Here is a 21,802-nt window from a genome sequence, read left to right on the forward strand (position 1 = left end):
TCGTATCCCGCCGTTAGCCGGCTGGATAGTTTTTGCAGGTGTTGGCCATCGTCACTAGGTATCCAGCGTACTGGTTGACCTGAGCCGCCTGCTGCTGGATCAGCTGCCGGCGCTGCTCAGCCCCTCCGTCGAGAAATGCATGTAGCCAGGTCTGCCTCTCCGGGGAAGCGGCATACTCCGCGCCACCATCGGGCGAAGCCGCGTTCAGCGCCGCCACCGCCTGCGAATAAGTGCAGGTCGTATTGATCAGGGGAGTCAGATCTGGGTCTGCGGACGCGACCCCCGCGCCCGTCGTCCATGCCAACGCGGGAGCGCAAACCACGACAACCAGTCTTGCCGGCGAGTGTTTGGCCATTTTCGTGCGCCTTCCTACCGATGCACCATTAACCCGCTGCCCGACCACGAGCCGTCTTTCTTCGCGACGCTAGCAGCCTCGTCATTGCGCTAAAAGCTTCAGAAATCTGATCTCGAGGAATGAGGCCCTTGTCAGGATTGAGCTGACGACCGCTCGCTTACGACGGCGGCCTAGCACGCATTATCTGTGGGCGTCTCACCGTGCGTGTCATCAAACGAGCTAGCGGAACGGTTAGTGTTGTTCAGCCGGTGCGGGCTGCGGTGGGCACGGCTTGCCGCCGCGTACTCCAATGACCGTTAATCCCGTGTTCGTGGTCACCGGTCCGACCGTCACGCCGCAAGGCCAGTTGGACTGGAGGCCGGGATCATTCGGGTCCGGATCCACATAGTCTGCTTGGGCTACCCCGGCGCTGAATGCCAGGGCCACCAGCGCCAGCCCCGCAGCGATGATTGGTGGTTTACGCATTTTCGTCACCTCTACCGGTGGAAAGGATGCCCTCGGAGGCCGCCATCATGACCGCCGCGGGCTGAGTAAGCGCGAAACGGGGCGGGCTTGCCGCGCGCCCCAAAGCTCTTTACCCGCGTCCCCCCGCCAGTGAAACGAAACCAGATCGGCTCATCGATGATGCCGGGCGCCCGACAGTCTTGCGACGTCAGTCAGTAGTGCTTCTGCAGTAGAATGGCGCCGAGTTGGAGCCCCCTGTCAGGATTGAACTGACGACCGCTCGCTTACAAGGCGAGTGCTCTACCACTGAGCTAAGGAGGCGGGGCAATCAGGGTGCAAGCCTAACGGGTCACTCGTCGCTTTCGATGATGCGCGTTGAGCGCACCGTCCGCGACGACGAGCGCCGCGGCATGCGGCGTCCGGGCAGCGGAATGCGGTCGGCGATGTTGCTCAACGGGTTGACCACCATGGTCAGGCCGACGACGGCGTCCTGCAGGGTGGCGATCGCCGGCTCCAGCGCCTCCATCCCCGGCGTCAGCCGGGCCAGGGTGTCGGCGACGTCGGCGAGCTGTTCCAGCGGACCGTTCCTTGCGGTGAGCTTGTCGATCAGGCCGCCCTCGGCGAGCAGCCGGTCCGCCAGCCCGTCCTCCGACAGCACCCGGTCGATCAGCCCGTCCTCGGACAGCAGCTGGTCGGCCAGCCCGCCGGGCTGCAGCGCGCGCTGTAAGCCGCCGCCCTCGGCGGTCAGCCGGTCGAGCAAACCGCCCTCCGAGGTCAGCATGTCGACCACACCGCCCGGGCGCAGCAACCGGTCCAGCGGCCCGTCGGTTGCCACGGCGCGGCCCAGTGGTGCGTCGTCGTCCAGAAGCCGGGCCAGCCGGTTGGCGCGGGTGATCGCGTCGTCGATGCCCAGCATCGAAGCCATCGCGTTGGCCCCGGAGTCCCCGGCGTCGCCCAGCGCGCGCTTCGCCACCCCCACCGCCGCGGTAGCGACGTTCAAGCCCGCGTCGGCCGCGGCCAGCCCAACCCGTGCGGGGGCCGTCGCGATCGACACGATTCCCTTGGCGAAGTTCATGTCTTCAGAGTCTATTCGCGCCACCCCTGCGCGAACCCAGCCGTTCCAAGCTCATACCATGATTCTTTGCAGACTGTTAGCAGACGACTGGCATCGAGCTTTCAGGAATCACACAATAATCGAAAAGGATTCTCCAAATAAGGGTTCAAGCGAAGGACAGAAGTGACCTCATGACAGCGCCCAGCCAAAGCGGATCCAAACCGGAAGCTCGCGTCCTCGTGATCGACGACGAGGCCAACATCGTCGAACTGCTCTCCGTCAGCCTGAAGTTCCAGGGGTTCGAGGTGTACACGGCCACCAACGGTGCCCAGGCCCTGGATCGCGCCCGTGACGCCCGCCCCGACGCGGTCATCCTCGACGTGATGATGCCGGGCATGGACGGCTTCGGGGTGCTGCGGCGGCTGCGCGCGGACGGCATCGACGCCCCGGCGCTGTTCTTGACCGCCCGCGACTCCCTGCAGGACAAGATCGCGGGCCTGACGCTCGGCGGCGACGACTACGTGACCAAGCCGTTCAGCCTCGAGGAGGTTGTCGCCCGGCTACGGGTCATTCTGCGGCGCGCCGGCAAGGGCGGGGCCGAACCGCGCAACGCCCGCCTGAGTTTCGCCGACATCGAACTCGACGAGGAGACCCACGAGGTGTGGAAGGCCGGCGAACCGGTGTCGCTGTCGCCCACCGAGTTCACCCTGCTGCGCTACTTCGTGATCAACGCGGGCACCGTGCTGAGCAAGCCGAAGATCCTCGACCACGTGTGGCGCTACGACTTCGGCGGCGACGTGAACGTCGTCGAGTCCTACGTGTCGTATCTGCGTCGCAAGATCGATACGGGGGAGAAGCGGCTGCTGCACACCCTGCGGGGCGTGGGCTACGTGCTGCGGGAGCCGCGCTGAGCGGCGAGCGGTAGCGAGGAAGATGGGAATGCCGAATAAGGTTCGACGCGGATTGCCGCTCAGGGTGGGCCTGGTGGCCGCCACCCTGCTCCTGGTGGCCTGCGGTCTGGCGGTCTCCGGTCTGGCCGTCACCTCGATCCTGCGGCACAGCCTGATCAGCCGCATCGACCAGACGCTGCTCGACGCGTCGCGCAGCTGGGCGCAGGCCCCGCGGCGGCAGTCGCCCCCGCCGTACGAGGGCCCCGATCCCGGCCGCCCGCCCTCCAAGTTCTACGTGCGCGGCGTCGGCACCGACGGCACCCCGTTCACCGCGATCAACGACCGCAACGCCGAACCGGCGCTGCCGCCCAACAACGACGTCGGACCCAATCCGACGACGCTGCCCTCGGTCAACGGCTCGGACATCCAGTGGCGTGCGGTGTCGGTGCGCGGGCCGCACGGCCTGACGACGGTCGCGGTCGACCTCTCCGACGTGCAGCACACCCTCAGTTCGTTGGTCTGGCTGCAGATCGGCATCGGCGTGGCGGTGCTCGCCGTCGTCGGGATCGCCAGCTTCGCTGTGGTGCACCGCAGTCTGCGGCCACTGACCGAGGTCGAACACACCGCCGCCGACATCGCCGCCGGCCAGCTGGACCGCCGCGTCCCGGAACGCGATCCCCGAACCGAGGTGGGGCGACTTTCGTTGGCGCTCAACGGAATGCTCACCCAGATCCAGCAAGCCGTGGCCTCCTCGGAGTCGTCCGCCGAGAAGGCCCGCGGTTCCGAGGAACGGATGCGGCGGTTCATCACCGACGCCAGCCACGAGCTGCGCACCCCGCTGACCACCATCCGCGGCTTCGCGGAACTGTATCGCCAGGGCGCCGCGCGTGACGTGTCGATGCTGTTGTCGCGCATCGAAAGCGAGGCCAGCCGGATGGGCCTGCTGGTGGACGACCTGCTGCTGCTGGCCCGGCTGGACGTGCAGCGGCCGCTGGAACACAACCGCGTCGACCTGCTCGCGCTGGCCAGCGACGCCGTGCACGACGCGCAGGCGATCGACCCCAAGCGCGCCATCACCATGGAGGTCCTGGACGGGCCCGGCACCCCGGAGGTGCTCGGCGACGAACCCCGGATTCGCCAGGTGCTCAGCAACCTCGTCGTCAACGCCCTGCAGCACACCCCGCCCAGCGCCGACGTCACCATCCGGGTCGGCACCGCGGGCAACGACGCGGTGCTCGAAGTGGCCGACAAGGGACCGGGCATGAGTCAGCAGGACGCGTCGCGGGTGTTCGAGCGGTTCTACCGCACCGACTCGTCGCGGGCGCGGGCCAGCGGCGGCACGGGCCTCGGGCTGTCCATCGTCGACTCGTTGGTGCGCGCGCACGGCGGCGACGTCACCGTGACGACCTCCCCCGGCGAGGGGTGCTGCTTCCGCGTCACGCTGCCCCGGGTCAGCGACGTCCCCGCCCCGGAGCCGGTTCACGCCAGCTGAGCCAGCGCCGCCTTGATCTTGGCCTGGGCCGCATCGAGGGATTCCGCTGACGGGTTGCGGTCCACGTTGGCGAAACCGAAGTCCTTCAGGCTGCGGGTCGGGAAGACGTGGACGTGCAGATGGGGCACCTCCAGCCCGGCGATGATCAGGCCGGCACGCTCCACCCGGAACGCCTTGCACACGGCCTTGCCGATCAGCTGGCTCACCGCCATGACGCGTGCGAACACCGCACCGTCGACGTCCTGCCATTGATCGATCTCGGCGCGGGGCACCACCAGCGTGTGGCCCTGCGTCATCGGCTCGATCGTCAGGAACGCGACGATGTCGTCGTCCTCGTAGACGAAGCGGCCGGGAAGTTCACGGTTGATGATCTTGGTGAAGATCGACGCCATGGCCCCCAGCATAGGTTCGGCGTTCGACCGATGAGTTTGGCGGGTGTGGACGGTCAAACCTGCGACGACAATCGACGCAGAGGAGTCCCGCCATGTCAAAGGTGCGCGTGCACAATTTTTCGGTTTCCCTCGACGGTTTCGGCACGGGCATCGGACAAAGCGTGGACGCGCCATTCGGGCATGCCGGCGGCCGGTTGCACGAGTGGTTCTTCGGGACGCGCACCTTCCGCGCGATGCACGGCGAGTCCGGTGGGACCACGGGCATTGACGACGCCCTGGCCTGCGCGTGGGAGCCCGGCATCGGCGCCGAAATCATGGGACGCAACAAGTTCGGCCCACAGCGTGGCCCATGGGACAGCGGCAACGACTGGAAAGGCTGGTGGGGAGCCGACCCGCCGTTTCACACCCCGGTCTTCGTGCTCACCCACCACGCCCGGCCACCGATCGAGATGGACGGCGGCACCACCTTCCACTTCATCGACGCCAGCCCCGCGGAAGCCCTCGAGATCGCCCGAAAAGCGGCCGGAGGCCGCGACATTCGCCTCGGTGGGGGTCCGTCGAGCGTTCGGCAATTCCTCGCCGAGGACCTGGTCGACCACATGCACGTCGTCGTGGTGCCCATCGTCTTGGGGCGCGGGGAACCGCTGTGGCAGGGCCTGGAGGGCATCGAGCAAAGGTTCGTCATGGAGTCGATGACCAGCCCGAGCGGCGTCACGCATCTGAGCTTCACGCGCCGCTAAGCGTCGCGGGCGTTACCTGCTCGACCCGGGCCCGAACCAGCGCCCCAGCGCGGCACGCACGCGTCGATGTCGTCACCACTGTCGCCGATCGGCCCGGCGCCGCGCTGCTGATCCGGCCCGACGGATACGCCGCCTGGGCGGCCGACGCCTTCGGGCAGGACGAGGAAGCGGGCCTAGCCGGGCAACCGGCCAGACGGCGCAGTGGAGTCACACCCGCCACAGGAGTCTCCGCCGGAGCGGGCACCCTTTGCGCCCGCCTCATAGCGACAACTGCAGGCGCACACTCGATCACGCCGGATTGTCGCTCCGAGGCGGGCACGAAGGAGCATCCCTCCCGCCAGAGGCCAACGTGACGGATGTGACAAGACGCCTTCGCCGATCGTTCGCGGCCCCAGCGGAAGATGTTGACAGTAGGGCAACCTCACCGGGCTCGGGCGCATCGGCTGAGCGGCCTCACTCCTCCTTGCCGAACTTCATCATGTCGAGGTTCCAGTAGCCGCGCATGTTGGTGATCAGGCCCGCGTCGTTGACCTTGTAGGTGAACACCCCGCGCACCGTGCTGGTGAACCCACCCTCGAACCTGCTGTGCAGCACCAGGATATGGGCGATCTCGTCGGGCGAACTCGACGGGAACGTTTCCTCGCAGGTGATGGTCAGCTGGTTGGCCGCGATGTTGTTGTCGTAGAAGGCCGCGACGCCCTCCTTGCCCTTGACACCGTCGCCGTCGGGGTTGGTGACGGACTTGCCGATCGGGTCCTCGACGACGACGTCGTCGGCCATCAACGCGAGCCAGCCCTCCCGGTCGTGGGCTTGCACGCAGCGCCACGAGGATTGCGACGCGGCGAGTGCCGGTGAGGCCTGAGCGGTTTCGGTCATGGTGTTCTCCTGTCTCTAGATTGCGCACGCGGCGCGTGCGCCTTCCTCGGTGGCTTTGCGGATGAGGCCGAGGCCGGTGCAGTCGCCGGCGGCGTGCACCTCGGCGCCCGGCATGGCGGCGACCAGGGTGTCGAACAGGCCGGTGTCGGGCTGGACCGTTCCGGCGATGACGACGCTGTCGGCGGCCAGATGCCGGGTGGCGCCGCCGGCCGGCGTGAACACCACCGCCTGGGTGGTGATCCGTTCGACGGCCGCGCGGACATGCACGGTGACGCCGAGTCGGTCGAGGCGATCCATGTGCTCGGTCTTGCGTTTGTTGCCCACCTCGGGCGCGATGTCCTTGCCCGCCTCGAGAATTGACACGAACCGGCCACGGGCGGCGAGGAACTCGGCGAGTTCGAGAGCGACCAGGTCACCGCCGATGATGGCGACCCGCCGGCCCAACGGCATCCACGCGCGACTTGCCAACCGGAACGCTGCGGGGTGCACCAGCCACTGTCGCCGGCCGGCGAACAGTCGGCCGTCGAGCAATTCGCGCAACCCGGGACCGGTGTGCACGTGCGGCAGGTCGGCGCCGGGAATGGCCGGCACGGCGACGTGTCCGCCGGTGGCCACCACGACCGCGTCGGGGGCGTACGCGGCCACCTCGTCGGCCGAAACACCGCGGCCCAGACGAACTTTCACCGTGCTGGCCTTGATCTCCTCGCGCAGGTATTGCAGGAAGGGTTGGTTCTCCGGATGCAGGACCGACGCCCACCGCAAGGCCCCGCCGAGTTGGCCGCCGCGCTCGAACAGCGTGACGCGGTGGCCGCGCTCGGCGGCCACGCGGGCGGCCTCCAGCCCGGCCGGGCCGCCGCCGATCACCACCACGCGCTTGGCGCGGTCGGCGCGCGGCGCGGCCAGCTCCCGCTCCCTGCCGGTGCGGGGATTGACAGCGCAGTCGACCGAGAAGCGTTGTTCCACTGCATCGATGCAGTTTTCGCACGAGATGCACTTGCGGACCCGGTGCGCCCGGCCGGACCGCAGCTTGCCCGGCAGGTCCGGGTCGGCCAGCAGCGGGCGGCCCATCGCGACGAAATCGGCGCGCCCGTCGGCCAGGATCCGTTCGGCCCGCACCGGGTCGTGGATGCGGCCCACGGCGATCACCGGCACGTCGACCACCTGCTTGACCGCGGCCGCGGCGCCGACGTTGAGTTCGTCGCCGTCGTCGGCGCCGTTGACCATCCCGGTGACGAGCCGGTCGATCACGCCGCCGCTGACGTGGAACGCGCTCACGCCGGCGGTGACGAGTTCGGTTGCCAGCCGCGCAGTTTCGTAGATAGGCCGCCCGCCCGCGACCCGCTCGTAGCCGGAGATGCGCAACGTGAGCGGCAGCGCGTCGCCGACCTCCGCGCGGATCGCGGCCAGCGCCTCCAGCACCACCCGCACCCGCCCGCGGGACGAGTCGCCCCGGTAGTCGTCGGTGCGCCGATTGCGTTGCGGGGCAAGGAAAGACCCCAGCAGCATGTAGCCGTGCGCGGCATGTAGCTCGATGCCGTCGTAGCCGGCCTCGACGGCGCGGCGCGCCGCGGCCTTGAACAGATCGAACACCTCGCAGAGCTGGCGCTTGCTGATCTCGGCCGACGGCCGCCCGGTGAGGTAGGACGGGATCACCGAGGGCCCCAGCGAGGTGACGCCGAACATCTCCGGGCCGAGCCCGTCGGGCCCGGCGTGCACGATCTGGGGCTGGATCTTGGCGCCGTGTTCGTGCACCACTTCGACCAGCGCCCGGTGTGCCTCGACCGCGTCGTCGGTGGCCAGGTGCAGGCCGCCCGGCGTCTCGGGGTGATGATGGTCAACGCCGGTGGCGCCCAACGTGATCAGGCCGACCCCGCCCTTGGCGCGCGCGGCGAAGTAGTCGCAAGTGCGCTGTGACGGCAGCCCGTCCGCGGTGCCGTACATCGTCTCCATCGGGGACATGACGACCCGGTTGCGCACCGCCATGGCGCCGATTCGTCCCGGCGCCAAGAGGTGGGGAAAGCTGGTCACCGAGGACCGGTCGGATTACCGGTCGGCGTCGGTGTACCGGATGACGCCGCGAATGTTCTTGCCGTCCAGCATGTCCTGGTATCCGTCGTTGATCTGCTCCAGCTTGTACTGGCGGGTGATCATGTCGTCCAGGTTGAGCTTGCCGGCCTTGTACATCGACAGCAGCTGCGGGATGTCGTACTGCGGGTTGCCGCCGCCGAAGATGGTGCCCTGCAGGTTCTTTTGCATCAGGGTGAGCATCGCCAGGTTCAGGGTCACGTTAGTGTCCAGCAGGCTGCCGATCGCCGTCAGCACGCAGGTGCCGCCCTTTTGGGTGATGTTCAGGTAGGCGTCGACGTCGGCGCCGTGCAGCTCGCCGACCGTCACGACCACCTTGTGGGCCATCAGGCCGTAGGTGACCTCGGCCATGCCCGCCAGCGCGGCGTTGATGTCGGGGTAGACGTGTGTGGCGCCGAACTTCAGCGCCTGATCCCGCTTCCACTCCACCGGGTCGATCGCGAAGATGTAGCGCGCGCCCGCGTTGACGGCGCCCTGCAGCGCCGCCATGCCCACGCCGCCGACGCCGACGATGGCGACGTCCTGGCCCGGCCGGATGTCGGCGGTGCGGACCGCCGAACCGTAGCCGGTGGTGACGCCGCAGCCGACCAGGGCGGCCACCTCAAACGGGACCGACGGGTCGATCTTCACCACCGAGCTGCGGTGCACGACCATGTACGGCGAGAAGGTGCCCAGCAGCGTCATGGGAAAGACGTTCTGGCCGCGGGCCTGGATGCGGAAGGTGCCGTCGGATACCGCGGCGCCGCCGAGCAGCCCCGCCCCGAGGTCACACAGGTTGCGCATGCCGGCCTGACACGTCGGGCAGGACCCGCAGGACGGGATGAACGACAGCACCACGTGGTCGCCCGGGGCGATGTCCTCCACGCCGGGCCCCACCTCGGTGACGATGCCCGCGCCCTCGTGGCCGCCCAGCACCGGGAAGCCCGCCATCGGGATGCCGCCGGTAACTAGATGGTGATCCGAATGGCACATCCCGGCCGCTTCCATCTGGATCTTGACCTCGTGCGCCTGCGGGTCACCGATCTCGATTTCCTCGACGGACCACGGCTGGTTGAATTCCCAGATCAGCGCGCCTTTTGTTTTCATGAAGGACCTCCATCAGCATGCCCTGACCCGAGTGTCGGTGAAAGGGACCGGCCGGTGCCGGACGGCAATTTAGAACGTGTTCTCATTCGCAGCCCATTATGACCTTTGTCACCGGGCTGTAAACAAGGGGGCACCACCAACCGGTCGGGAGATCACCATATCGGTACCGGAGCCTGTCCGAGCGGGTAGTAGCCGGGAAGTTTCTCGCCGGCCAGGCTGCGCTCGATGCGCTTCTGCATGCCCGCGGACAGGTCGCCGGACTCGATCAGGGTCGCGAACATCTTCGCGACGTGACCGAAGTCGAAGAAGTCGCGCTGCCACTCGATGAGCTGATCGCCGTTGAGGCGGAACCAACTGCCGCCGATGCCGTAGATCTCATCCTGGGTGCCGTCGGTCTTGTTGACGATCTGCTTCCAGAAGCCGACGATCTCGCCCTGCTTCTCGTCGATGAGCACCTTCTGGTACTCGTAGACCCAGTTCTCCAGGCCCTCCATCTCCAGGCCGAGCGCGATGTCGCGGATCTCGTCGACGCCCACGCACATCACGTCCTCCTTGGGACCGATGTTCCAGCCGTAGGTGGCGTCCTTGGCGTAGAAATCCGCCAGCGGCTTCCAGTCACCGGCTTTTTCGCAGTCTCGGTTGGCCTGCAGCCAGCGGTCGACCCATGCCTCGAGTTCCGCGCGTGAGTGTGACGGCTCCGACGTCATTGTCAGTCTTCTTTCTCTTTGATGAATAGTGCTTGCGTTGGGCACATAGCGACCGCGCGCTCGACTTCGTCGCGGGCGTCTTCGGGCGGTTCGGGGTCGACGATCTCGACCTTGCCGCGCTTGGGCACCCGGAAGTAGTCCGGCGCCTCCAATTCACACATGGCGTGGCCCTGACACAAATCCAGATCCGCTTCGATCCTGAATCCGCCCATGGGACTGACTCCTTACGCGCTGCGCTTGCGGTAGCGGGCCTTGGCCGGCCGGGCGAGCTGGACGACCATCTTGGAGTGGTCGTTGTGGTAGCTGTCGGCGGGCTGCGCCATCTCGAACTCGTACTCGCGCAACAGGACCGAGAAGATCGCCTTGATCTGCATCTGGGCGAATGCGGCGCCGACGCAGCGGTGTCGGCCCGCGCCGAACGGAATCCAGGTCCAGCGGTTGACGATGTCGGCCTGCTCGGGCTTGTTGTAGCGGTCGGGGTTGAAGGCGTCCGGATCGGGAAAGTCCTCGGGAATCCGATTCGAGATCGCCGGGGAGGCCGCGACGTAGTCACCGTCGTGAATCGGGAAGCCTTCGACCTCGAACTCGCCCTTGGCGACCCGCATCAGGATGATCAGTGGCGGGTGCAATCGCAGGGTTTCCTTCACCACGTTGTCCAGCTTCGGAATCGAGCGCAGCGCATGGAAACTCACCTCCTGACCGTCGGCATACAGCTCGTCGAGCTCGGCCAGCACCTCGGCGTACACCTCGGGATGGCGGATCAGCTCGATCAGGGTCCATGCGGAGGTTCCCGAGCTGGTGTGGTGCCCGGCGAACATCAGCGAGATGAACATCCCGGTGACCTCGTCGGCCGAGAAGCGCAGGTTGCCCTCCTCGTCCTTGATCGAGACCAGCACGTCGAGCATGTCGCGGTCGGCCTTGTCCTTGGGCGGGTTCGCGATTCGCTGATCCATGATTTCCTGCACCAGCGCAACGAGTTTCACGCGTGCCTCGTCGCGGAGCTTGAAACTCTCGATCGGCAGGTAGGGGTCGACGTAGCACAGCGGGTCGGTGCCGCGCTCCAGCATGTGGTAGTACTCTGCGAACCGGTGGTCGAGCTGCTCGCGGAACTTCAGCCCGATCAGGCAGGCCGTCGAGGTGTAGATGGTCAGCTCGGCGAAGAAGTCGAGCAACTCGATCTCGCCCTCGTCGCCCCAGTCCGCGATCATCTTCTTGACCTCGCCCTCGATGGTGGCGGCGTGGCCCTTCATCTGCTCGCCGCGCAGCGCCGAGTTGTGCAGCATCTCCTTGCGCCGCTCGGGGCTGGCGTCGAACACCACGCCCTTGCCGAAGATCGGCGTCATGAACGGATAGGCCTCGGCCTGGTCCAGGTCCTCGTCGGCGGAGCGGAAGAAGAATTCGTTGGCGCTGGCACCGGACAGCAAGATGACGTGCTTGCCGGCCAACTGGAACCAGCCGACGTCACCGCACTCGTCGCGCACGCGTTGCATCAAACCGATTGGGTCGGTGCGGAATTCCTCCAGATGACCGTGCTCTTCTTCGCCGCCGGAAACCCGGGGCACGATGGCGGTGGTTGTCATTTCGGCATCCCCTCTTCGCCGAGTGCGAGTTTCTGGCGATGTTTGTTGTCGGCCAACGGGGCTTCGGGCTGAAGCTCCATGTTCGCGATGAAGCCACCGCGCGGTGTCTCGGCGACGAACGTGATAGCTCGCGCCAGGTCGGCCGCGCGCAGGAAGTAGTCGTGGCGGGCCTGGCCCCACTTGGCCCAGTCCTCCAGGGCGGGGCCGATCTTCTCGGCCGGCAGGCTCCAGCCCATCGACGTCTTCGTCGGGCCGGGGTGCACGATCGACGCCCGCACGCCGGTGCCCTCGAGTTCCATCTGGAAGTTGGTGACCATCGCGAGGAGCGCGGCCTTGGCCGCGCCGTAGGCGCCCATGTGCGGCCGCTGGCGCAGGGCCACGTCGGAGCCGACGAAGATGAGGTCGCCGCGCTGACGTTCGAGCATGCCCGGCAGGACCGCGGCGGCCAGCCGGTTGGCGCCCACGAGGTGGATCTGCAGCTGTGATTCGAACTCGTCCGTGGTGATCTCGGCGAGCTTGCCGAAGTAGGTGTCACCCGCGCCGGTCACCAGCACCTCTATGTCGCCGAGCGCGTCGACCGACTGTGCGACAAAGGATTTCACCGAGTTGGGGTCGGTGACGTCGAGGTGGAATCCGACCGCCTCGCCGCCCTCGGCGTTGATCTTGCCGACGATGTCGTTGAGCTTTTCCACCCGGCGCGCCCCCAGGGCGACGGGGAAGCCGTGCGCCGCGAGTTCGATGGCGGTGGCCTCCCCGATCCCGGAGGATGCGCCGGCGACGATCGTGGGCCGGCGTTCGGGCAACGGGTCAAAGCGGGGCATTCAGCGGACCTCCACGGTGATCGGTAGGTGAGCGAATCCGCGGACGTTGCTGGAGTGGACGCGGACGGCGTTGGCCTCGTCGACCTCATATCCGCGGATCCGCTTGAACAACTCGGTCAGCGCCACCCTGGCCTCCATCCGGGCGAGGTGGGCGCCCAGGCAGAAGTGCGCGCCGCTGCCGAAACTCAGTAGCTTGGGCCCGATTTCGCGACCGATCAGGAAGTCGTCGGGCTGGTCGAAGACCCGCTCGTCACGATGCCCGGAGCCGGGCAGCAGCAGAAGGACGTCGCCCTCCGGGATCGTGGTGTCGTAGAGCGTGAGCTCTCCCGACACGGTGCGGGCCAGGATCTGGCTGGAGGTGTCATAACGCAGCGTCTCCTCGACCCACAGCGGAACCCGGGTCAGATCGGCGTAGACCGGCGCCAGCTGGTCGGGGTTCTTGTGGCCCCAAAAGGCGGCGTTGGCGAGGAGTTTGGTGGTCGTTTCGTTGCCGGCGATCACCATGAGGAACATGAAGCCGAGGATCTCGTCGTCGGTGAGGCGGTCGCCGTCGATCTCGGCCTCCAGCAGCGCGGAGGTCAGATCATCGGTCAGCTTCTTGCGCCTCTCTGCCACCATTCCCTGGTAGTAGACGATGAGGTTGATCGAGGCCTCGACGGCCTCCGGCGGCACGTCCGTAACGCCCTCGTCGCGGTGCATCACGCCGTCGGCCCACGCCCGCACCTGTGCTCGATCCGGCTCGGGAACACCCATCAGCTCGGAGATGACGTCCATGGGCAGCTTCCCGGCGAACTCGTCGATGTAATCAACGGCGCCGTCCTTGGACTTTTCCAGCATGGTGTCCAGGTGCCGCGTCGCGATCTCGGTGACGCGGGGCTCGAGTTCGCGAATCCGGCGCGGGGTGAAGCCTTTTGAGACCAGGGTGCGCAGACGCAGGTGAGCGGGATCGTCCATCGCCAGAAACGACATCGTCTTGCTGGCGTGCGGGCCGCGCGACGCCGGATCGAGCGAGACACCGTATTTGTTGGAAAGCGTTGTGCTGTTGCGGAATCCCTGCAGCACGTCTTGATGCCGCGACAACGCCCAGAACTTCAGCTCCTCGTTGCGATACAGGGGGGCCTCGTCGCGCAGTCGCTTGTAGTACGGGTAGGGATCCTCGTGGAAGTCGTAGTCGTAGGGATCCAAGACCGGCTTTTCGGTCTGTACGGTCATTGCTCTTCTCCGGGGCGGGGCAGGATGAGGCCGACGACATAGCCGAGACGGTCGGCGATTTGGTGGTAGGTGTAGGCGCCGCTGGCGGCGTTGACCAGCGCGCCGAAAAACGTCATCTCGAGCGCGGACACCGTCAGCGGGTCGGCGTCGGGGCCGATCGCCGAGGTGATGCGCCGGTGGATTTCGGCGCCAATGCGATCGCGCACCGTTCGCACCGCCGGATCGGCGCCGCCCGACAGCAGTGCCGTCGTGCACGCCGCGGCGACCTCCGGTTCGTCGGCCACCACGAGGGCGAGTTGGCGCAACGCCTTGTCCACCCGGGCCTGCATGGTTTCGTTCACGTCGGTGAAGTACGGGACCCGCCGCACCAGGTCGAGGTAGACCTCGGCGATCAGGTGGTTCTTCGACGAGAAATAGGTGTAGGCGGTGGCCGGGGCGACCTTGGCACGGGCGGCCACCGCGCGGACGGTCAGGTCGGCGTAGGACTTCTCGCGCAGGGTTTCGATGCCGGCGGCGAGCACCTTGCGAAACGTCTCTTCCTGACGACGGTTGCGCACCGGCTCTCCGGTCTGGTGGTCGGCCTGGGATGCGACGGTAACCAGGGCATCGCTGGACACGTGTCCACGCTATCGGAAGTCGGCGACGGGAAGCAAGCACGAGTTGTGAACACCCAGCTTAACGCGGTATATCGCCCTGGTCGGCGGCCGCCGACGAGATCGGCCCTTGCACCGCGGACCGCCCGGCGACTAGGGTTCGACCGGACAACTGTCCACTTGCCATGACTTAGTCGGGAGCGGGAGATATGGCGTTACTGGCCGACGGCGCGAGCGCATTGTTCATCGACGGCAAACTGGCACCGGGCAACGCGGGCACCTTCCCGACGATCAACCCGGCAACCGAGGAAGTGCTGGGGGTCGCCGCCGACGCCGATGCCGACGACATGGGGCGCGCCATCGATGCGGCGCGGCGGGCCTTCGACGACACGGACTGGTCGCGCAACACCGAGTTGCGAGTGCGGTGCGTGCGCCAGCTGCGCGACGCGATGCAAGCCCACCTCGAGGAGCTGCGCGACATCACCATCGCCGAGGTCGGCGCGCCGCGGATGCTCACCGCGATCGCCCAGCTCGAGGTCCCGGTCAACGACCTGGCGTTCGCGGCCGACACGGCCGAGTCCTACGTATGGAATCAGGATCTCGGTGAGGCGTCGCCGATGGGGATCCCCACCCGGCGCACCATCGCGCGGGAGGCCGTCGGGGTCGTCGGCGCCATCACGCCGTGGAACTTCCCCCACCAGATCAACCTCGCCAAGCTGGGCCCCGCGCTGGCGGCGGGCAACACCGTCGTCCTGAAGCCCGCTCCCGACACGCCCTGGTGCGCGGCGGTATTGGGCGAGCTCATCGCCGAACACACCGACTTCCCGCCCGGCGTGGTCAACATCGTGACCTCCAGCGATCACGCCGTCGGCGCGTTGCTGGCCAAAGACCCACGGGTGGACATGGTTTCGTTCACCGGGTCGACGGCCACCGGGCGCAGCGTGATGGCCGACGGCGCCGCGACCATCAAGAAGGTGTTCCTGGAGCTGGGCGGCAAGTCGGCGTTCATCGTGCTCGACGACGCCGACCTCGGCGGCGCCGTCGGGGTCGCGGGGTTCTCCGTGTGCATGCATGCCGGGCAGGGGTGCGCGATCACCACCCGGCTGCTGGTGCCGCGGGCCGGCTACGACGAGGCCGTCTCCATCGCGGCCGCCACGGTGGGCGGGATCAGGGCCGGAGATCCCAACGACGCGGGAACCATTTGCGGGCCATTGATTTCGGCGCGACAGCGAGATCGCGTGCAGGGCTACCTGGACTCGGCCGTCGCCGAGGGAGGGACGTTCGCGTGCGGTGGCGGCCGCCCGGCGGACCGCGAGGTCGGCTTCTTCATCGAGCCCACCGTGATCGCCGGCCTCGGCAACGACGCCCGCGTCGCGCGGGAGGAGATCTTCGGGCCGGTGCTCACCGTCATCCCCTACGACGGCGACGACGACGCCGTGCGCATCGCCAACGACTCGCCATACGGCCTGTCTGGCACCGTCTTTGGCGCCGACCCCGAGCGGGCCGCGGGGGTTGCCGCGCGCATCCGGGCGGGCACCATCAACGTCAACGGCGGTGTCTGGTACTCGGCCGACGCGCCGTTCGGCGGGTACAAGCAGTCCGGCAACGGCCGCGAGATGGGCCTGGCCGGGTTCGAGGAATACCTGGAAATCAAAACCATTGCGACAGCGGTTAGCTAGAGGAGCGGCATGCGGTTCGAAAACAAGGTTGCCATCGTCACGGGATCGGGCGGCGGCATCGGCCAGGCCTACGCCGAGGCGCTCGCCCGGGAGGGCGCGGCCGTCGTCGTCGCCGACATCAACGCGCAGGGCGCCGAGAAGGTGGCCGACGGGATCAAGGGCGACGGTGGTACGGCGCTGGCCCTACCCGTCGACGTGTCGGATCCGGTGTCGGCCAAGGAGATGGCCGACCGCACGCTGGCCGAGTTCGGCGGCATCGACTACCTGGTGAACAACGCCGCGATATTCGGGGGCATGAAGCTGGATTTCCTGCTGACCGTCGACCCCGAGTACTACAAGAAGTTCATGAGCGTGAACCTCGACGGCGCCCTGTGGTGCACCCGTGCCGTGTACAAGAAGATGGCGAAGCGCGGCGGCGGGGCGATCGTCAACCAGTCCTCCACTGCGGCATGGCTTTACGCGAACTTCTACGCACTGGCCAAGGTCGGCATCAACGGCCTGACCCAACAGCTCTCGCGCGAACTCGGCGGGCAGAACATCCGGATCAACGCGATCGCGCCCGGGCCCATCGACACCGAGGCCAACCGGACCACCACGCCGCAAGAGATGGTCGCCGACATCGTCAAGGGGCTGCCGCTGTCGCGGATGGGAACTCCCGACGACGTCGTCGGGATGTGCCTTTTCCTGCTGTCCGACGAGGCGTCGTGGATCACCGGGCAGGTTTTCAACGTCGACGGCGGGCAGATAATTCGGTCATGACCGCGCCGGCGACGATGCAGAGCGAAAAAGCGATGTGGGGGCACCTCCCGCTTGCGGGGGAGAGGAGCGGCGGAAATGACTGAGCACTTGCGCCTGGGCTACATCGGCCTGGGCAACATGGGCGCGCCGATGGCCACCAAGATGACGGAATGGCCCGGCGGGGTGACGGTCTACGACATTCGGACCGAGGCCATGACGCCGCTGGCCGAGAAGGGCGCGGCCCTGGCCGACAGCGTCGCCGACGTTGCCGCCGCCGACATCATCCACGTCACCGTCCTGGACGATGCGCAGGTGCGCGAGGTCGTCGGCGAACTCGCGGCTCACGCCAAGCCCGGCACGGTCATCGCGATCCACTCGACCATCAGCGACACCACCGCCGTCGAGCTGGCCCGCGAACTGAAACCGCGCGACATTCACGTCGTCGATGCGCCCGTCAGCGGTGGCGCGGCCGCCGCCGCGAAGGGCGAGCTCGCCACCATGGTGGGGGCCGATCGTGAGGTGTACGAACGGATCAAGCCGGCGTTCAAGCACTGGGCCGCGATGGTCGTCCATGCCGGTGAGCCCGGCGCGGGGACGCGAATGAAGTTGGCGCGCAACATGTTGACGTTCACCTCGTACGCGGCGGCATGCGAGGCCATGAAACTGGCCGAGGCGGCGGGGCTGGATCTGCAGGCGCTGGGCCGGGTGGTCCGCCACACCGACGCGCTCACCAGCGGGCCGGGGGCGATCATGGTGCGCGAGAACATGAAAGACCTTGAGCCGGAAAACTTCCTGTACCAGCCGTTCCTGCACACGCGTGGGCTCGGGGAGAAGGATCTCAGCCTGGCGCTAGGTTTGGGTGAGGCGTTGTCGGTCGACCTGCCGCTGGCGCAGCTGGCATTTGAAAACCTGGCGGCCGGCCTGGGGCTGCCGCACACCGCGTCGGACTGATAGGAGAGGGCTCATGGACGAGCTGCGCCGCAAGGGCCTCGAGAAGATGAACGAGGTCTACGGCTGGGAGATGCCCAACATCGAGGGCGACCCCTACTTCGACCTGACCGTCGACCACCTGTTCGGCAGCATCTGGACCCGCCCCGAGCTGTCGATGCGCGACAAGCGGATCATGACGCTGACCGCGGTGACCGCGATCGGAAATCGCGACCTCGCCGAGATCCAGATCAACGCCGCGCTGCTCAACGGGGAACTGTCCGAGACCGAACTGAAGGAGATGGCCGTCTTCCTGACCCACTACCTCGGGTTCCCGCTCGGCTCGGCGCTCAACGGCGCGGTCGATGCCGTCGTGGCCAAGCGCAAGAAGGCCGCCGCGAAGGGTGCCGGCGAAGACAAGAAGGCCAACGTCGACGCCGCGCTGAAGATGCACTCGGGCAACGCTTCCGACTAACTCCGCTCGCGGTGCTGACGGGCCTCAGTACGGCTGGACGCCCTGCGGCATCACATATTCCGATATCGGCCCGGACACGCCGTTGACCGTCGTTCCGCCGTTGATGATGCCCGGCGCCATTTCCAGCATGTTGTTGGGAAATCCGAACGTCGGTTTGGTGAGCTCGTCGAGCCGAGCGAGTTCGTCGGCGCCGAGGGCGACGTCGACGGCGCGGAGGTTGTCGTCGAGTTGCGAGAGCCGGCGAGCCCCGATGATGACGGAAGAGACGGCAGGCTGGGCGCGCACCCAGGCGAGTGCCACGCTGGCGACCGTCGTCTCGTGCGCCTTGGCGATGATCTCGAGTTCGTCGACCACCGCGTAGGTCTGCTCGTTGAGGAAGGCGTCAACTAGCGCGCCGCGACCGGGGTTGTGCTGGCCGGCGTTTCGGCGGGTGTACTTGCCGCTGAGCACGCCGCTTTTGAGCGGCGACCACGGCGTGATACCGAGGCCGAATTCGGACGCCATCGGCACCAGTTCCTGTTCGATGGAACGTTCCAGCAACGAGTACTCGACCTGCAGGCCGACGAATGCCGACCAGCCGCGGAAGCCGGCGATGAGGTTGGCTTGGGCGATCTTCCACGCCGGGGTGTCGGAAACGCCGATGTAGCGCACCTTGCCCGACCGGACGAGGTCGTCGAGCGCCGCCATCGTCTCCTCGATGGGGGTATTCGCATCCCAGATGTGCAGCCAGTACAGGTCGATGTAGTCGGTCTGCAGGCGCCGCAGCGAGTTTTCGCACGCGCTGATCAGTGATTTGCGGCCCGAGCCGCCACCGTTGGGATCGCCGGGATACAGGTTGCCGCTGAACTTGGTGGCGATCACCAAGCGGTCGCGGCGGGCGGCGTTGCGCCCGACGTGGTCGCCGATGATCTTCTCCGAGTGGCTCCTGGTGTAGAAGTTGGCGGTGTCGATGAAGTTGCCGCCGAGTTCGGTGTATCGATCGATGATCTGTTGGGACTCTTCCACACTGGTGCCCCAGCCGAGGTCCTCGCCGAACGTCATTGCGCCGAGGCACAACGGGCTGACGCGCAATCCGGAGCGTCCGAGTGTCACGTATTGGTCCGGCCGCATTTCCACAGACATGGGATCGCTTTCTGGTAGATTGTCCGGTTATGAGCTTGTTCCGTTCTAAACTAGTTTACGACTGAACGATCTGGCAAGTCGATGTCATCGGGCGACGCGGCCAAGATCTGGTCGTTGAATTACCGGTTGCTGGTTTCAGTCATCTCGGGCGCCGAGGCCGACATTTGCGCGCTCGGGCTCGAGTCCAAGGAGCTGTTTGTGCTCGCCGAGATCGACGAGCATCCCTATCCGGCCGAACTCGCGGCGACGTTGTGCATGCCCAAGGCGACGGTGACGGTCTACCTAAAACGGCTCGAGGCCGCGGGATTCGTGCACCGGGAGATCGACCCCACCGATCTGCGTCGCCACCGACTACTGCTCACCCCCGCCGGCCGCAAGGTCGCCGCCGACGGGCTGGGGCTGCTCTCGGCGGAGTTCGACAAGCGCCTCAGTCGTCTCACGGCCGCGCAGCAAAAGGAGTTCAAAGGCCTGCTGGAGCGAATCGTTTGAACGCCTGAGCTAGTCTGACGTGTCGTGCGCGTCCTGGTGATCGGTTCCGGTGCCCGTGAGCATGCGCTGCTGTTGGCGCTTCGGGAAGACCCGCAGGTCACGGGCCTGGCCGTCGCGCCGGGGAACGCCGGCAGCGGCCGGCTCGCCGAGCAGCACGACGTCGACATCACCTCGGGTGAGGAGGTCGTCGCCCTGGCGCGCGAAGTCCGCGCCGACCTGGTGGTCATCGGTCCCGAGGTGCCGCTGGTGCTGGGTGTGGCCGACGCCGTGCGCGCCGCCGGCATCGTCTGCTTCGGGCCCAGCAAGGACGCCGCCCGCATCGAGGGCTCCAAGGCGTTCGCCAAGGAGGTCATGGCCGCCGCCGGTGTGCGCACCGCGGCCAGCGAAATCGTCGACAGCCCAGCGCGTTTGGATGCCGCTCTGGACCGGTTCGGGCCGCCCGCCGGCGACCCCGCCTGGGTGGTGAAGGACGACGCACTGGCCGCCGGCAAGGGGGTGGTGGTGACTCCGGATCGGGATGCGGCACGCGCACACGCGGCCAGCCTGCTCGAGTCGGGGCACCCGGTGCTGCTGGAGTCGTTTCTCGAGGGCCCCGAGGTGTCGCTGTTCTGCGTCGTCGACGGCCGCACGGTGGTGCCGCTGTTGCCGGCGCAGGACTTCAAGCGGGTCGGTGACGGTGACAGCGGACCCAACACAGGCGGCATGGGCGCCTACGCGCCGCTGCCGTGGCTGCCCGAGGACGTGTACCGCGAAATCGTCAGTGGAATCGTCGAACCCGTTGCCGCCGAACTGGTTAACCGGGGCAGCCCGTTTTCCGGATTGCTCTACGTCGGACTGGCGATCACCGCGAAGGGCCCCGCAGTGGTCGAATTCAACTGCCGCTTCGGGGATCCCGAGACTCAGGCCGTGCTGGCGCTGCTGGAGTCGCCGCTCGGCCAGCTGCTCCACGCCGCGGGCACCGGGACGCTCGCCGAGTTCGGGGAGCTGCGCTGGCGTGACGGCGCCGCGGTGACGGTGGTGCTGGCCGCCGAAAACTACCCGGGGCGCCCCCGGGTCGGCGACGTCGTCGTCGGGTCCGAAGCCGACGGGGTCCTGCACGCGGGAACGACACGCCGCGACGACGGCGCGGTCGTCTCGTCGGGCGGTCGGGTGCTGTCCGTGGTGGGCACCGGCGCGGACTTGTCCGCCGCCCGCGCGAATGCGTACGAAGTTCTGGGCTCGATTAAGTTGCCCGGCAGTCACTTCCGTAGTGACATCGCCCTCGCGGCGGCGGAGGGCAAGATCAGCGTCTAGGCGCGTTCACGATGCGGACTACGGAGGCGGAGCGCTTCAACAGCCGCAACGTCCAAAGCGACGGATCCGTCTGATCCGCGTTTGGCGGCTTGACGGCGGCGGTACGGTAACGGTCTGTACTACTCCAAAGAGAGCTTATGGTGGCACTGTGACCCAGATTTCCGATCGCGACGCTGAGTCCTCGCCGTGGACGCCGCGCGAGGCCGAGTTCCTCGAGGTGACACTGCGACTGCTGCAGGAACACGGGTATGACCGCTTGACGTTGGACGCCGTGGCGGTGACCGCCAGGGCCAGCAAGGCGACGGTCTACCGGCGTTGGCCATCCAAGGCCGAGTTGGTACTGGCCGCGGTCAGCGAGGCTGTTCGCCAGGTCGCGGTCGCACCCGAGACCGGCACGCTGCGGGGCGATTTGCTGCGGGTGGGGCAGATTGTATGCGAGCAGGCGCGCAAGCACGGGAGCACCATGCGCGCGGTGCTCGTCGAGGTGTCACGCAATCCCGCGCTCAACGATGTGATGCAGCACGAGTTTGTCGGCCGGCGCAAGGCCTTGATCCAACACATCCTGCGGCAGGCCGTCGAGCGAGGTGAGATCAGCCAGGCCGCGATCAGCACTGAGCTTTGGGACCTGCTGCCCGGCTATCTCGTATTCCGGTCGATCATGGCCAACCGGCCACCCACCCAGCGCACCGTGCAAGCCCTGGTCGACGACGTGATCATCCCTGCTCTTAGCCGACCGGTCGGATAATAGCTGC

Annotated in this window: 23 protein-coding genes, 1 tRNA gene and 1 pseudogene; 11 read left to right on the forward strand and 14 right to left on the reverse strand. The window is 67.2% G+C overall.

The genetic code is table 11. The features are described from left to right. Positions 1-13: 13 nt before the first annotated feature. The 3 genes from AC5Y4S_RS22980 to AC5Y4S_RS22990 form a co-directional block, all read right to left on the reverse strand. Positions 14-355 carry a hemophore-related protein gene (locus AC5Y4S_RS22980; RefSeq protein WP_500034901.1) on the reverse strand — a complete coding sequence of 114 codons (342 nt, stop codon included), beginning with the start codon at positions 353-355 and terminating at the stop codon, positions 14-16. A 690-nt stretch (positions 356-1,045) separates the two neighbouring features. Then, a tRNA-Thr gene (locus AC5Y4S_RS22985) sits at positions 1,046-1,120 on the reverse strand. 28 nt (positions 1,121-1,148) lie between these two features. Beyond that, a complete protein-coding gene (locus tag AC5Y4S_RS22990) occupies positions 1,149-1,874 on the reverse strand; it encodes a hypothetical protein (protein WP_500034902.1) in 726 nt (241 codons plus the stop codon). Positions 1,875-2,044: 170 nt separating this feature from the next. Here AC5Y4S_RS22990 and phoP point away from each other — a divergent pair, with 170 nt between their 5' ends. After that, positions 2,045-2,764 (forward strand): two-component system response regulator PhoP, encoded by a 720-nt coding sequence (gene phoP, locus AC5Y4S_RS22995; RefSeq protein ID WP_067155676.1) that lies wholly within the window; start codon positions 2,045-2,047, stop codon positions 2,762-2,764. 28 nt (positions 2,765-2,792) lie between these two features. Then, entirely contained in the window at positions 2,793-4,235 is a 1,443-nt protein-coding gene (locus AC5Y4S_RS23000; RefSeq protein WP_500034903.1) for a sensor histidine kinase, read from the forward strand. On the opposite strand, the gene AC5Y4S_RS23005 is transcribed toward AC5Y4S_RS23000, so the two are convergent. Further along, positions 4,223-4,627, reverse strand: coding sequence for an HIT family protein (locus tag AC5Y4S_RS23005; RefSeq protein ID WP_068107860.1), 405 nt, complete (start codon positions 4,625-4,627; stop codon positions 4,223-4,225). The two genes, AC5Y4S_RS23000 and AC5Y4S_RS23005, sit on opposite strands and share 13 nt — an antisense overlap. 92 nt (positions 4,628-4,719) lie before the next feature. Between AC5Y4S_RS23005 and AC5Y4S_RS23010 the strand changes: the two genes are divergently transcribed. Together AC5Y4S_RS23010 and AC5Y4S_RS23015 are read left to right on the forward strand one after the other, a co-directional pair. After that, positions 4,720-5,367 (forward strand): dihydrofolate reductase family protein, encoded by a 648-nt coding sequence (locus AC5Y4S_RS23010; RefSeq protein WP_500034904.1) that lies wholly within the window; start codon positions 4,720-4,722, stop codon positions 5,365-5,367. Continuing rightward, positions 5,274-5,531, forward strand: a pseudogene (locus AC5Y4S_RS23015) (aromatic-ring hydroxylase C-terminal domain-containing protein); the annotation flags it as partial. The gene AC5Y4S_RS23010 and the pseudogene AC5Y4S_RS23015, both read left to right, overlap by 94 nt. Positions 5,532-5,820: 289 nt before the next feature. Here the strand turns inward: AC5Y4S_RS23015 and AC5Y4S_RS23020 are convergent. The 9 genes from AC5Y4S_RS23020 to AC5Y4S_RS23060 all read right to left on the reverse strand — a co-directional run bounded on the left by AC5Y4S_RS23020 (position 5,821) and on the right by AC5Y4S_RS23060 (position 14,351). Next, positions 5,821-6,243: a ketosteroid isomerase family protein gene (locus AC5Y4S_RS23020; protein WP_500034905.1), complete on the reverse strand. Its 423-nt coding sequence runs from the start codon at positions 6,241-6,243 to the stop codon at positions 5,821-5,823. 15 nt (positions 6,244-6,258) lie between these two features. Beyond that, the gene (locus AC5Y4S_RS23025; RefSeq protein ID WP_500034906.1) at positions 6,259-8,271 is read right to left on the reverse strand and encodes an oxidoreductase; all 2,013 of its coding nucleotides are present in this window, start codon (positions 8,269-8,271) and stop codon (positions 6,259-6,261) included. A gap of 15 nt (positions 8,272-8,286) precedes the next feature. After that, a complete protein-coding gene (locus AC5Y4S_RS23030; protein ID WP_500034907.1) occupies positions 8,287-9,414 on the reverse strand; it encodes an NDMA-dependent alcohol dehydrogenase in 1,128 nt (375 codons plus the stop codon). Positions 9,415-9,566: 152 nt separating this feature from the next. Continuing rightward, the gene (locus tag AC5Y4S_RS23035) at positions 9,567-10,121 is read right to left on the reverse strand and encodes a nuclear transport factor 2-like protein (protein WP_068128403.1); all 555 of its coding nucleotides are present in this window, start codon (positions 10,119-10,121) and stop codon (positions 9,567-9,569) included. Positions 10,122-10,123: 2 nt separating this feature from the next. Then, a complete protein-coding gene (gene fdx, locus AC5Y4S_RS23040) occupies positions 10,124-10,333 on the reverse strand; it encodes a ferredoxin Fdx (RefSeq protein WP_500034908.1) in 210 nt (69 codons plus the stop codon). 12 nt (positions 10,334-10,345) lie between these two features. Further along, positions 10,346-11,701: a lanosterol 14-alpha demethylase gene (cyp51, locus tag AC5Y4S_RS23045; protein ID WP_500034909.1), complete on the reverse strand. Its 1,356-nt coding sequence runs from the start codon at positions 11,699-11,701 to the stop codon at positions 10,346-10,348. Further along, the gene (locus tag AC5Y4S_RS23050; RefSeq protein WP_500034910.1) at positions 11,698-12,522 is read right to left on the reverse strand and encodes an SDR family oxidoreductase; all 825 of its coding nucleotides are present in this window, start codon (positions 12,520-12,522) and stop codon (positions 11,698-11,700) included. The genes cyp51 and AC5Y4S_RS23050 overlap by 4 nt, the downstream gene beginning before the upstream one ends. After that, positions 12,523-13,734, reverse strand: coding sequence for a cytochrome P450 (locus AC5Y4S_RS23055; RefSeq protein WP_500034911.1), 1,212 nt, complete (start codon positions 13,732-13,734; stop codon positions 12,523-12,525). Next, on the reverse strand, positions 13,731-14,351 hold the full coding sequence (locus AC5Y4S_RS23060) for a TetR family transcriptional regulator (RefSeq protein WP_500034912.1): 621 nt from the start codon (positions 14,349-14,351) through the stop codon (positions 13,731-13,733). The genes AC5Y4S_RS23055 and AC5Y4S_RS23060 overlap by 4 nt, the downstream gene beginning before the upstream one ends. Before the next feature lie 185 nt (positions 14,352-14,536). Here AC5Y4S_RS23060 and AC5Y4S_RS23065 point away from each other — a divergent pair, with 185 nt between their 5' ends. The 4 genes from AC5Y4S_RS23065 to AC5Y4S_RS23080 all read left to right on the forward strand — a co-directional run bounded on the left by AC5Y4S_RS23065 (position 14,537) and on the right by AC5Y4S_RS23080 (position 18,146). Then, complete coding sequence (locus tag AC5Y4S_RS23065; RefSeq protein WP_500034913.1) at positions 14,537-16,006, forward strand: aldehyde dehydrogenase; 1,470 nt, start codon at positions 14,537-14,539, stop codon at positions 16,004-16,006. Between the two features lie 9 nt (positions 16,007-16,015). Further along, a complete protein-coding gene (locus AC5Y4S_RS23070) occupies positions 16,016-16,765 on the forward strand; it encodes an SDR family oxidoreductase (RefSeq protein WP_500034914.1) in 750 nt (249 codons plus the stop codon). Between the two features lie 75 nt (positions 16,766-16,840). Beyond that, positions 16,841-17,695 carry an NAD(P)-dependent oxidoreductase gene (locus AC5Y4S_RS23075; RefSeq protein ID WP_500034915.1) on the forward strand — a complete coding sequence of 285 codons (855 nt, stop codon included), beginning with the start codon at positions 16,841-16,843 and terminating at the stop codon, positions 17,693-17,695. A 13-nt stretch (positions 17,696-17,708) separates the two neighbouring features. After that, on the forward strand, positions 17,709-18,146 hold the full coding sequence (locus AC5Y4S_RS23080) for a carboxymuconolactone decarboxylase family protein (RefSeq protein ID WP_500034916.1): 438 nt from the start codon (positions 17,709-17,711) through the stop codon (positions 18,144-18,146). 24 nt (positions 18,147-18,170) lie between these two features. Here the strand turns inward: AC5Y4S_RS23080 and AC5Y4S_RS23085 are convergent, their stop codons facing one another. Beyond that, positions 18,171-19,268, reverse strand: coding sequence for an aldo/keto reductase (locus AC5Y4S_RS23085; RefSeq protein ID WP_500034917.1), 1,098 nt, complete (start codon positions 19,266-19,268; stop codon positions 18,171-18,173). A gap of 81 nt (positions 19,269-19,349) precedes the next feature. On the opposite strand from AC5Y4S_RS23085, the gene AC5Y4S_RS23090 reads away from it, so the two are divergent. The 3 genes from AC5Y4S_RS23090 to AC5Y4S_RS23100 all read left to right on the forward strand — a co-directional run bounded on the left by AC5Y4S_RS23090 (position 19,350) and on the right by AC5Y4S_RS23100 (position 21,795). Further along, the gene (locus AC5Y4S_RS23090; RefSeq protein ID WP_500034918.1) at positions 19,350-19,757 is read left to right on the forward strand and encodes a MarR family winged helix-turn-helix transcriptional regulator; all 408 of its coding nucleotides are present in this window, start codon (positions 19,350-19,352) and stop codon (positions 19,755-19,757) included. A 24-nt stretch (positions 19,758-19,781) separates the two neighbouring features. Then, positions 19,782-21,050, forward strand: a complete 1,269-nt coding sequence (purD, locus tag AC5Y4S_RS23095; RefSeq protein ID WP_500034919.1) for a phosphoribosylamine--glycine ligase — start codon at positions 19,782-19,784, stop codon at positions 21,048-21,050. Positions 21,051-21,198: 148 nt separating this feature from the next. Continuing rightward, a complete protein-coding gene (locus AC5Y4S_RS23100; RefSeq protein ID WP_500034920.1) occupies positions 21,199-21,795 on the forward strand; it encodes a TetR/AcrR family transcriptional regulator in 597 nt (198 codons plus the stop codon). Positions 21,796-21,802 lie beyond the last annotated feature (7 nt).

It is taken from the genome of Mycobacterium sp. NGS64, assembly GCF_059812245.1.

Excerpts from the sequence above, each read along its gene's own strand:
- AC5Y4S_RS22980 (WP_500034901.1), bottom strand. The coding sequence starts at position 355 with ATGGCCAAACACTCGCCGGCAAGACTGGTTGTCGTGGTTTGCGCTCCC.
- AC5Y4S_RS22990 (WP_500034902.1), bottom strand. The coding sequence starts at position 1,874 with ATGAACTTCGCCAAGGGAATCGTGTCGATCGCGACGGCCCCCGCACGG.
- phoP (WP_067155676.1), top strand. The coding sequence starts at position 2,045 with ATGACAGCGCCCAGCCAAAGCGGATCCAAACCGGAAGCTCGCGTCCTC.
- AC5Y4S_RS23000 (WP_500034903.1), top strand. The coding sequence starts at position 2,793 with ATGCCGAATAAGGTTCGACGCGGATTGCCGCTCAGGGTGGGCCTGGTG.
- AC5Y4S_RS23005 (WP_068107860.1), bottom strand. The coding sequence starts at position 4,627 with ATGGCGTCGATCTTCACCAAGATCATCAACCGTGAACTTCCCGGCCGC.
- AC5Y4S_RS23010 (WP_500034904.1), top strand. The coding sequence starts at position 4,720 with ATGTCAAAGGTGCGCGTGCACAATTTTTCGGTTTCCCTCGACGGTTTC.
- AC5Y4S_RS23020 (WP_500034905.1), bottom strand. The coding sequence starts at position 6,243 with ATGACCGAAACCGCTCAGGCCTCACCGGCACTCGCCGCGTCGCAATCC.
- AC5Y4S_RS23030 (WP_500034907.1), bottom strand. The coding sequence starts at position 9,414 with ATGAAAACAAAAGGCGCGCTGATCTGGGAATTCAACCAGCCGTGGTCC.
- AC5Y4S_RS23035 (WP_068128403.1), bottom strand. The coding sequence starts at position 10,121 with ATGACGTCGGAGCCGTCACACTCACGCGCGGAACTCGAGGCATGGGTC.
- fdx (WP_500034908.1), bottom strand. The coding sequence starts at position 10,333 with ATGGGCGGATTCAGGATCGAAGCGGATCTGGATTTGTGTCAGGGCCAC.
- cyp51 (WP_500034909.1), bottom strand. The coding sequence starts at position 11,701 with ATGACAACCACCGCCATCGTGCCCCGGGTTTCCGGCGGCGAAGAAGAG.
- AC5Y4S_RS23050 (WP_500034910.1), bottom strand. The coding sequence starts at position 12,522 with ATGCCCCGCTTTGACCCGTTGCCCGAACGCCGGCCCACGATCGTCGCC.
- AC5Y4S_RS23055 (WP_500034911.1), bottom strand. The coding sequence starts at position 13,734 with ATGACCGTACAGACCGAAAAGCCGGTCTTGGATCCCTACGACTACGAC.
- AC5Y4S_RS23065 (WP_500034913.1), top strand. The coding sequence starts at position 14,537 with ATGGCGTTACTGGCCGACGGCGCGAGCGCATTGTTCATCGACGGCAAA.
- AC5Y4S_RS23070 (WP_500034914.1), top strand. The coding sequence starts at position 16,016 with ATGCGGTTCGAAAACAAGGTTGCCATCGTCACGGGATCGGGCGGCGGC.
- AC5Y4S_RS23075 (WP_500034915.1), top strand. The coding sequence starts at position 16,841 with ATGACTGAGCACTTGCGCCTGGGCTACATCGGCCTGGGCAACATGGGC.
- AC5Y4S_RS23080 (WP_500034916.1), top strand. The coding sequence starts at position 17,709 with ATGGACGAGCTGCGCCGCAAGGGCCTCGAGAAGATGAACGAGGTCTAC.
- AC5Y4S_RS23085 (WP_500034917.1), bottom strand. The coding sequence starts at position 19,268 with ATGTCTGTGGAAATGCGGCCGGACCAATACGTGACACTCGGACGCTCC.
- AC5Y4S_RS23090 (WP_500034918.1), top strand. The coding sequence starts at position 19,350 with ATGTCATCGGGCGACGCGGCCAAGATCTGGTCGTTGAATTACCGGTTG.